This window comes from Suttonella sp. (genome assembly GCF_056855035.1).
Genome location: NZ_JBXGGR010000048.1, coordinates 1 through 8,374 on the forward strand (window position 1 = coordinate 1; position 8,374 = coordinate 8,374).

Here is an 8,374-nt window from a genome sequence, read left to right on the forward strand (position 1 = left end):
GATTTTGTCTGCCATCTTTTTTGACCTGTTTTGAGCCACAGAAAAAGCATTTTTTGTGTTCAAAGCTTTTGACCTCGCTAAAAGCCTTACAGAATAAGGCTTTTCAAACTTTTTAGCACCTAAAATGTCCCTTTGCCCCTATTTTCTAACTGTTACTCAGCAATTTATGCATATAGCCGAAGAATTGAAAAGAAGCCATGTCGGATACAAGTATCCGACATGCATTATTTTTATGAATTAACCATAAACAAGCATAACAGACTGGGCATCAAGACAATTTGCGGCACTTTACCGAATGTTCCTGCATTTTTAAAGGTAAAGAGGATTAAGGTTCGGCGCTTAAATGCCGTCGCCGTCGATGACGACAGGATTATTTTTTATCCGACTTTGCAATAAGGCGGAGTAGCGGGCGATGCTGCCGCGGGTGTTTTGCACGAGGTTTTCGGCGAAATCCGCCACGTTCTCCGCTTCGTCGCGTTCCATCACGGCTTCAATCAGCAGGGGCAGATTCATGCCGCTGATAATTTCGCAGTCGGGGCGTTCGTTGGCAATCAATGCGGCTTGGCGGAAGGGGGTGCCGCCTATGATGTCGGTAAAAATCAATATCGGTTCGTCTTGGCAGGCGGCGACGATGTTTTGCAGGGATTGGGCGAGGCTTTCGCTGCTCATGCCTTCGGGGAAGTTGAGGCTGTGGCAGGCGTTAACTTCGCCCGCCAAGAGTTTGAGTCCCGACAGAAGACCGTCGGCGATTTGTCCGTGCCCGCAGATGATGAGATGTATCATTTTGCTTCCTTATAATCTGTTTTCATTCGGAACAAAGCGTAAGCCCTGCCCCGATTTGCCGAAAAAGCGTAGGCGGCGCTTGGCGCCGCCTGTCTATTGTCGCTTAATTGCCCCAAGGTTTGCCGAATAAATTGCCGCGTTCCATCAAGACGGCAGGGTCGATGATTTCCCAGCCGAACATGGTTTTCAGCAGCACCGGCAATAAGGTGCAGACTAAGCCGAAGACAACGGTCATGATGACCAATTTCAGCGGCGAGCTGCCTTTTTTAATCCGCCACAAAAGGAAGAGTGTCCATAAGAGCGGCAGCAATGCCGGCATGATTTTATCGACCAAATCGCCTTGCAGGGTATAGACAAAGGTGGCGTCGCCGGCTTTACGCACCAGTTGCAAGCCTGATTCCAAGCGGACATAGCTGGCGGTCATCGCGCCGATCACCATCAAGCCGACGATTGAGGCGGCATGCGCCAGTTTTTTGGTTTGGTCTTTGAGGTTTTTAATCGCGGATACGCCCATTTTGTAGCCGTAGCTTGCCAAGCCGAAACGCAGGGAGAAATGCACGACGTTAAACAGCACAAAGAAGAAGATCGGCCCCAGCCACGAACCTTGCAAGGAGAAGGAGGCACCGATGCCGCCGCAGATAGAAAGCAGGGTCAGCCAGAATACGGCGTCGCCGATACCGCCGCCCGGTCCCATGGTGGAGACTTTAATCGCGCGGATGGTGTCGATGCGTTCTTTGGCTTCTTCCATTGCCAGCACCAGTCCCGAGATGAAGGTTACCAAGAGCGGATGGGTGTTGAAAAATTCCAAGTGCATTGCCATGGATTTTTTCAGGTCGTTTTCATTTTTGTGGATTTTGCGCAGCGAGGGCAAGATGCTGTATAGCCAGCCGTTTGCCTGCATGCGTTCGTAGTTGAAGGAGGCTTGCAAGAAGAGCGAGCGCCAAGCCATGCGGCGCAGGTCTTTCGGGGTAATGACTTTAGGTGCGCTTAAATCTTCATAAGCACCGCTGACGATTTCTTTTTGATGTTCACTCATTTTAGATACCCTCTTCATAATCTTCGGATTTATCGGCTTTGGCGGCGCCTTGCGGCACGGCTTCGCGCAGATAGTATTCAATCAGGGCAAATGCCACGCCGACCAAAGCAATCGCGAGCAGCGGTTGTTGGAAATAGGCGGCGAGCAAAAAGCCCATGAGGAAGTAGGCGATGTATTGGCGTTGCAGCATGATGTTGAGCAGGATGCCGAAGCCGATTGCCGGCATCAGTCCGCCCGCCATTTGCAGCCCGTCGGTAATCCATTTCGGAATCAGGCTGACTAAGCTGCGCGCGGCTTCTGCGCCGAAGTAAATCGCGGCAAAGGCAATGAAGAAGTAGAAGACGAATAAGATGCTCATGCCGAGATAGTTCAGATTGGCAATGCCTTTGAAATTCAGGGTTTGCGCGTATTTATCCGCGGTGCTCATCAGCGGCGAGAAGGCGGTGAATAAGAAGGTAATGCACATTTGCACAAATACCGCCGCCGGTATCGCGACCACAATCGCCTGTTCGGCGGTTTGTCCTGTGGCAATCACAAAGGCGGTGCCGATGATGCCGCCCAATACCACATTCGGCGGCTGCGCGCCTGCCAGCGGCACCAAGCCCATCCACATCAGCTCGAAGCTCGCCCCTGCAACCAAGCCCGCCTGCGGATTGCCTAAGAGCAAGCCGACAATCGGACCGGCGATAATCGGGCGGTGGATATGGGTAAGCACGTTAAAAAGGTCAATCCCTGCAATCCCTGCAAAGATGGCGACCGCCAAAGCCTGCCAAAGGCTGAATTGGGCAATGATTTCTGTGGCTTCCATGGTTTACTCCGTTTCAAGCAGTTGAAGAATCGACACTTTTTTATCATCGGGTGTACTTTGTGCGGTACAGGGAACGCCTTTTGCTTCCAGCGCCTTAAAGCAGCGGATATCGTCTTCGGTGACGGAAATCACTTTCGAGACTTGCCGCTTGCCTTCGGCAAAGTGCAGGTTGCCGACGTTGATTTTGTCAATCGGCACGCCACCTTCTACCAATTTCAATGCGGCTTGCGGATCACGCACGACCAGAAAAATTTTCTGTCTGTCCGCCGCTTTGTGAATCACATCAATAGTTTTCTGCAAGCTGAAGAAGCGCGATTCCGCGCCGCCCGCAATCGCCATTTCCATAAGGGCTTGCTGGGTTTCGTCATTCGCCAGCTCGTCGTCGGCGACGAGAACCAAATTCGCACCCAGCCAATTCGTCCACGTCATACCGACCTGCCCGTGAATCAAGCGGTTATCGATGCGCGTCAATAAAATATTAGGCATATCTCTCTCCTTTTTTATGATATTGAATAAGGGTATAGGCGAACGCCTTTCACCACGCGGTTCACTTGTCCGCTCGGGTTGGGATTATCGGGGGAAATGCGGCGTTCAATCGCGGCGCGCAGACCGAGCAATTGCGCATATTGCACCGCCAAGACCGCCAGATAATCATCACTGAAGCTGTCGCCTGCCGCCGCATAGGGCAGCGCGATGACGCGCGGATGCGCCGCAATATCCTCAAAACGCGCGAAAAATGCCGCGCTTGCCGGCACGACGATTGCCGCCGCGCTGCTGTCATTGGCTAATTCGCAGATGATGTCGGCGTCAAATTGCTGGGTATAGGCATGATTGCTCGGCAGAACCATAACCGCCGTTTGCGCGTTAATTAGGGATTTCGGGCCGTGTCGGAAGCCGAGCGAAGTTTCCGCCATGGTGGGAATCGCGCCCGCGGTCATTTCCAAAATTTTCAGCGCACATTCGCGTGCCGCGCCGTAAAGCGCACTGCTGCCTAAGAAAATCAGACGCTGCGCTTGTAGTAAGGCGTCTGCCGTCGCACTGTGATAAAACTGACGGTTAATCTGCTGCGAAGCCTCGGCAAGCGCGCTAAAGTCCGGCGTCGCTAATCCGAGGGCTTGGCGGCATAAGGCGGCAGTGTAGAGCGTCATAGTGGAAAAGCTGGATGTCATGACAAAGCTGGCGTCATGAGTTTGCGGCGGCATCAGCAAACTATAGGTGCGTCCGTCTAACGCCAATTGTCCCTGTACATTGCAAGTTACCGCATAAGGCTGCATTTGCGGCGCAACAATCGCCAGTTTTTCAATGCTGTCCACGCTTTCCGGCGAATTGCCCGAACGGGCAAAGGCAAAGAAAATCCCTTCGGCATGACGCGGCAGACGGTCGGCAGGTTGGGCGACAAAATCGGTGCTGGCAATCGCTTGGCAGTGCGCGGCGGCAAGCGGCGCAATCAAGGGCGCGACAATATCGCCGACATAGGCGGAAGTGCCGGCACCGCTAAAGACGACCGTCGCCTGCGGATTGTTCAGCGCAGCGGCAAGCGGCGGCAATGCGGCTTGATCACGCTGTAATAATTGGGGAATTTCCAACCAAGCCTGCGCCTGTCCGCTGATTTCCTGTGCGGTGGCTTGCGCACCCTGCGCCTGAAAATAAGCAATATCTTTGTCTGCAATCATGCGCCTGCTCCGTCTGTGGCTGAATAATAGGGCTCGAGGGCAAAGCGGATATGCTGCTCAATCAAATTGGCGGCGCTGAAGGCTTCGCCGCGATTGTGGCAAACTTCCACCGCCTGCGGCAGATATTGATGCAAAACGCCGTAAGGCAGCTCGGCTTGGTCAAAGGCTTGATGGAATTTGGTAATTTCCGCCTGCACCGCCGCCTGCGGCCAGTAATAACGCATACGGTCGGACAGACTGTAAACACGCAGCAATGCCTGCTGCTGCGCATCGCCGTGATAATATTTCTGCCAACGCGAAGGCTCTGCCAGCATCGTGGCTTCCATGACCGCCGCCACATCGACACCCGCATCGGGATAAACCGCCAGCAAGGCGCGATTAAGTGCATACAGGGCTTCACGATAAGCGAAAGTCAGCGCCGGCCCGACTTTTAAAATCGCAAAATGATCGCGCACCAATTGGGCGAGATGATGGCGGGTTTGGTAATCGGTGGAATGCGCTTCAAAAACCGCATGGGGGAAAGTCTCCGCCAAAGTGACCAATTCACGTGCTTTTTCAGGCACATAATCCACCACTTGCAGATGATCGAATTCTACGCCGGGCTGCACCACCAAGCCGATGACGCGCGGCCAAACCGCGCTTAAACCTTCCTTAGCAAAGACTTCCTGATGCACCGCCAAGGTTTTTGCCGCAGCAGCGGCGGAAGTCGGCGTAATACCCTCGATATCTTCCTGCGCACCGCCCGGCACCGGTACTTCCGTGCCCACGATATAGACAATGTCCTGATTCGGTGCCGCAGCTTCGGCAATTTTGCACAAACGCGCGGCGCGGGTGGCAACGGTCAAATCGTCCAGCGGCACAGGGTCGTCGGCGCAGCTCATACTGCAATCCAAATGGATTTTCTGAAAACCTGCCGCCGCGTATTGGCGCAGCAATTCTTCCGCCTTGTGCATCGCTTCTGCCGCCGTTTCATGCTGCCAAGCATTCGGCCCGAGATGGTCGCCGCCAAAAACCAGTTTTTCCAAAGGAAAACCGCAGTCGGCAATCAATTGCCGCGTTTGGGCGATAAATTGCGCAGGGGTCAAACCCGTATAACCGCCGAATTGATCGACTTGATTGGATGTGGATTCGATTAAGAGAACGGCATCATGGGCTTTGGCGGAGGCGGCGGCGGCGCGCAACACCGCCGGCAAAGCGCTACATACGGAAGTGATGCCGCCTTTGCCGCTCCGCTTATGCTCGGCGATGCGCTCGGCTAAAAGATGTGGCTTCACAAATACTCCTTTCTGCTTTAGCAGGTCATGTTTCAACACGTAGAGCGACACATAAAGCGTCGCTCTACGTGTTGCCCTGAATTGGAAGAGGTTACACCTCTCCCACAAGATTATCCTCCTAAAGGGAGGGGGTTCAACCAGTAAGGAAATTTTGATGAAATCAGCAGCGGCAACATCATGCGGCGTTTTCATCACCATCGGCATCATGCGGCGCGACTTTGTTAAAAAACCTTTAGGTTTTGAATTATAGTCTTGTCAATATACAAATACAAACAGAAATGCTCAAAAAATTTTCTATTTTCTGCAAAAACAAACAAATCAAAGCATTAACTACAGCGAGGAGAAAGAATTGCTGCTATTTTTTAGCGTTTCCTTGAAGCCGATGATTACAAAGCGTAAACTTTTTCAGGCGGCATGTGCCGCGCTTAGGAGAGAACAGAATGAAAGCAATCGGACTAAGTTTAAGCATGGCAATCAGCGCGGCACTCTTAAGTGCTTGCAGCAGCATCGGCAATAGCAATAATCAAACAACGCTTGCTCCCAGCGATTACACATTGGAAAAAGTGGTCTTTTTCAGCCGCCACGGCATTCGTGCGCCCTTAATCGGCTATGGTAGCGCGCTCGCCGAAGCCACGCCGCAGACATGGCCGACATGGACGACCAAGGGCGGACATCTCACGCCTAAAGGCGCGCAATTAGAAGGAATATTCGCCGAATATTTGGGACATTGGCTTGATGTTGCCGGACTCATCAAACAAGGCGAATGCCGCCCGGAAGCGATTTTGGTCTATACCAACAGTCTGCCGCGCACTATCGCCACCGGCGAACAATTCGCCCAAAAAGCCTTTGCCGACTGCGGCATCGAAGTGCGGCATTTGGAAGCGGTGGGCAAAATGGATAATACGTTCAACCCGATTGTACGCAGCACAGTGGATGCCGCCTTTGAAGAACAATTGCGCCGCTCGATTGACGAAAGCCTCGGCGCAGAGGGCTTTGCAGGTTTGAATCAACGCTTGGCAAACTCTTATGCGGCATTGGAAAAAGTATTGGATTATCAGGATTCCACCGCCTGCAAAGAGAAAAACAGCTGCCAAATCGCCGCCATCGAAAACACCTTGAGTTTTGAACAGGGCAAAGAACCCAAAACCACAGGCGCTTTGCGCAACGGCACCGGCGCGGCGGACAGCTTCGTGCTGCAATACTATGAGGGCTTGCCCTTAGAACAAGTGGCATGGGGCAAGATTGACAGCAAGGAAGCATGGAAAAGCATCACGGCAATCAAAGATTTATACAATGATGTACTCTTCGGCTCGCCGCTGATGGCAAAAGAAGCGGCAACTCCGCTGTTGAGCTTTATCCAAAACGCCTTTAGCGACGAAGGCTATGCGCATCCGCTGATTGAACAGGCGCGGCAGGCAAAAGTGGTAATGCTGGTCGGGCATGATTCCAATGTCGGCTCTTTGCTGCCCTTGCTCAAAACCAAGCCTTATCATCTGCCCAATCAATATGAACACACGCCTTCAGGCGGCAAAATCGCTTTCCAACAATGGCGCGACCCGCAGGGCAAGCAATGGATAAAAATCGAATATTTCTACCAAAGCACCGAGCAGCTGCGCCAAGCGCAAGCGCTGAGCGACAGCAATCCGCCGCAGCGCGTCACTTTGGAAATTGCCGACTGCCCTGTGAATACGCAAGGCTTCTGCGCCTTAGAAGATTTCAAACAAGCCATGCGCAAGGCTTTGCAATAATCTTCCCATAGAAAAACCGCCGCTATAGTTTCTTCAGATTAAAATGAGACAATAAATATTTTTAAAATGTTGAAAATATTCAAATATATTGTTTTAAGGCGTATCATTTTAATCTGAAGAGACTATAAAAAGCGGCGGTTCTCATTTGTCGATGAGGCATGGCGGGATTAAGGCTGCCAATAAAAATCCTCTTCGTCTTTCACTTCTTCCATGACCACATAGCTGCGGCTTTCAATCGCGGCAGGTAATTGCAGCAAAATCCCGCCCAAGACTTCGCGATAAGCCGCCATATCCGGCAGACGCAGTTTCAGCAGGTAATCGTATTCGCCGCTGATGAGATAGCAACCTATAGTCAAGGAATCCAAAAAAGGTTACACTAAAACTTATGACATACTCAAAAGATTACAGACAAATGATATTGGACAAGTTAGCATCAGGTCATAGCTACAGAAAGCTTGTTGAAGAATATAGTCAAGGAATTCAAAAAAAGTTACAATTTAAACACATCTCGCCGTACTCTCTGCGCTACCTGTTGGCAGCATTACTGTACCACTTTTTCATTTCTTTGACTATATCGACTCGGCGCAACAACTATTCAACGTTGGAAGAAAAGCATAGAACGCAAGAAGTACGAACGCAAACCGGCAAAAATCGATGATGAAGCTTTAAGGGCTGACGTCCAAGCTTATCCTGATGACTATTGCTATGAACGGGCAAGACGCTTTAACTGTAGCGACAGAGCTATTGCCATAGCATTAAAACGTGTCGGCATTACTCGAAAAAAAAGACCTTAATTCATCCGAAAGCAGATAAACAACAGCGCCTATTATTTCTTAAGCAATTAGCGGCATTTGAAGCTGAAGGCAGACCCCTCATTTACTTAGATGAAAGCGGCTTTAAATCTCATGAGAACAGAGCTTACGGCTATTCCCACAAAGGCCGTCCTTGTTTAGGAAAGTACAACTGGCAACTCAAGAATCAAAGCAATGCTATTGGGGCAATACATAAGAACAAGTTGTTTGCGGTAGGGCTTTACGATTGCAGTATTAATA

The 8,374-nt window shown here is 51.2% G+C and carries 8 protein-coding genes and 1 pseudogene; 2 read left to right on the forward strand and 7 right to left on the reverse strand.

Annotation, left to right across the window (positions count from 1 at the left end; translation table 11 throughout):
* Positions 1 to 339 precede the first annotated feature (339 nt).
* From agaF to ACJHVI_RS04610, 6 genes are all read right to left on the reverse strand, one after another.
* Complete coding sequence (agaF, locus tag ACJHVI_RS04585) at positions 340 to 783, reverse strand: PTS galactosamine/N-acetylgalactosamine transporter subunit IIA (RefSeq protein WP_483183459.1); 444 nt, start codon at positions 781 to 783, stop codon at positions 340 to 342.
* Positions 784 to 886: 103 nt separating this feature from the next.
* On the reverse strand, positions 887 to 1,819 hold the full coding sequence (locus tag ACJHVI_RS04590; RefSeq protein WP_483183460.1) for a PTS system mannose/fructose/sorbose family transporter subunit IID: 933 nt from the start codon (positions 1,817 to 1,819) through the stop codon (positions 887 to 889).
* A 1-nt stretch (position 1,820) separates the two neighbouring features.
* Positions 1,821 to 2,627, reverse strand: a complete 807-nt coding sequence (gene agaW, locus ACJHVI_RS04595) for a PTS N-acetylgalactosamine transporter subunit IIC (protein ID WP_483183461.1) — start codon at positions 2,625 to 2,627, stop codon at positions 1,821 to 1,823.
* A 3-nt stretch (positions 2,628 to 2,630) separates the two neighbouring features.
* A complete protein-coding gene (agaV, locus tag ACJHVI_RS04600) occupies positions 2,631 to 3,113 on the reverse strand; it encodes a PTS N-acetylgalactosamine transporter subunit IIB (RefSeq protein WP_483183462.1) in 483 nt (160 codons plus the stop codon).
* A 14-nt stretch (positions 3,114 to 3,127) separates the two neighbouring features.
* Positions 3,128 to 4,300, reverse strand: a complete 1,173-nt coding sequence (locus ACJHVI_RS04605; protein WP_483183463.1) for an AgaS family sugar isomerase — start codon at positions 4,298 to 4,300, stop codon at positions 3,128 to 3,130.
* Positions 4,297 to 5,574 (reverse strand): class II D-tagatose-bisphosphate aldolase non-catalytic subunit, encoded by a 1,278-nt coding sequence (locus tag ACJHVI_RS04610; RefSeq protein ID WP_483183464.1) that lies wholly within the window; start codon positions 5,572 to 5,574, stop codon positions 4,297 to 4,299. Before ACJHVI_RS04610 ends, ACJHVI_RS04605 begins: the two co-directional genes overlap by 4 nt.
* 440 nt (positions 5,575 to 6,014) lie before the next feature.
* Here ACJHVI_RS04610 and agp point away from each other — a divergent pair, with 440 nt between their 5' ends.
* On the forward strand, positions 6,015 to 7,322 hold the full coding sequence (gene agp / locus ACJHVI_RS04615) for a bifunctional glucose-1-phosphatase/inositol phosphatase (RefSeq protein ID WP_483183465.1): 1,308 nt from the start codon (positions 6,015 to 6,017) through the stop codon (positions 7,320 to 7,322).
* 167 nt (positions 7,323 to 7,489) lie between these two features.
* Here agp and ACJHVI_RS04620 read toward each other — a convergent pair.
* Positions 7,490 to 7,666, reverse strand: a pseudogene (locus ACJHVI_RS04620) (Lrp/AsnC ligand binding domain-containing protein); the annotation flags it as partial.
* A 270-nt stretch (positions 7,667 to 7,936) separates the two neighbouring features.
* Here ACJHVI_RS04620 and ACJHVI_RS04625 point away from each other — a divergent pair.
* Positions 7,937 to 8,116, forward strand: a complete 180-nt coding sequence (locus ACJHVI_RS04625) for an IS630 transposase-related protein (protein ID WP_483183466.1) — start codon at positions 7,937 to 7,939, stop codon at positions 8,114 to 8,116.
* The last annotated feature ends 258 nt before the right edge of the window (positions 8,117 to 8,374 follow it).

Excerpts from the sequence above, each read along its gene's own strand:
- ACJHVI_RS04605 (WP_483183463.1), bottom strand. The coding sequence starts at position 4,300 with ATGATTGCAGACAAAGATATTGCTTATTTTCAGGCGCAGGGTGCGCAA.
- agaW (WP_483183461.1), bottom strand. The coding sequence starts at position 2,627 with ATGGAAGCCACAGAAATCATTGCCCAATTCAGCCTTTGGCAGGCTTTG.
- agp (WP_483183465.1), top strand. The coding sequence starts at position 6,015 with ATGAAAGCAATCGGACTAAGTTTAAGCATGGCAATCAGCGCGGCACTC.
- ACJHVI_RS04590 (WP_483183460.1), bottom strand. The coding sequence starts at position 1,819 with ATGAGTGAACATCAAAAAGAAATCGTCAGCGGTGCTTATGAAGATTTA.
- agaV (WP_483183462.1), bottom strand. The coding sequence starts at position 3,113 with ATGCCTAATATTTTATTGACGCGCATCGATAACCGCTTGATTCACGGG.
- agaF (WP_483183459.1), bottom strand. The coding sequence starts at position 783 with ATGATACATCTCATCATCTGCGGGCACGGACAAATCGCCGACGGTCTT.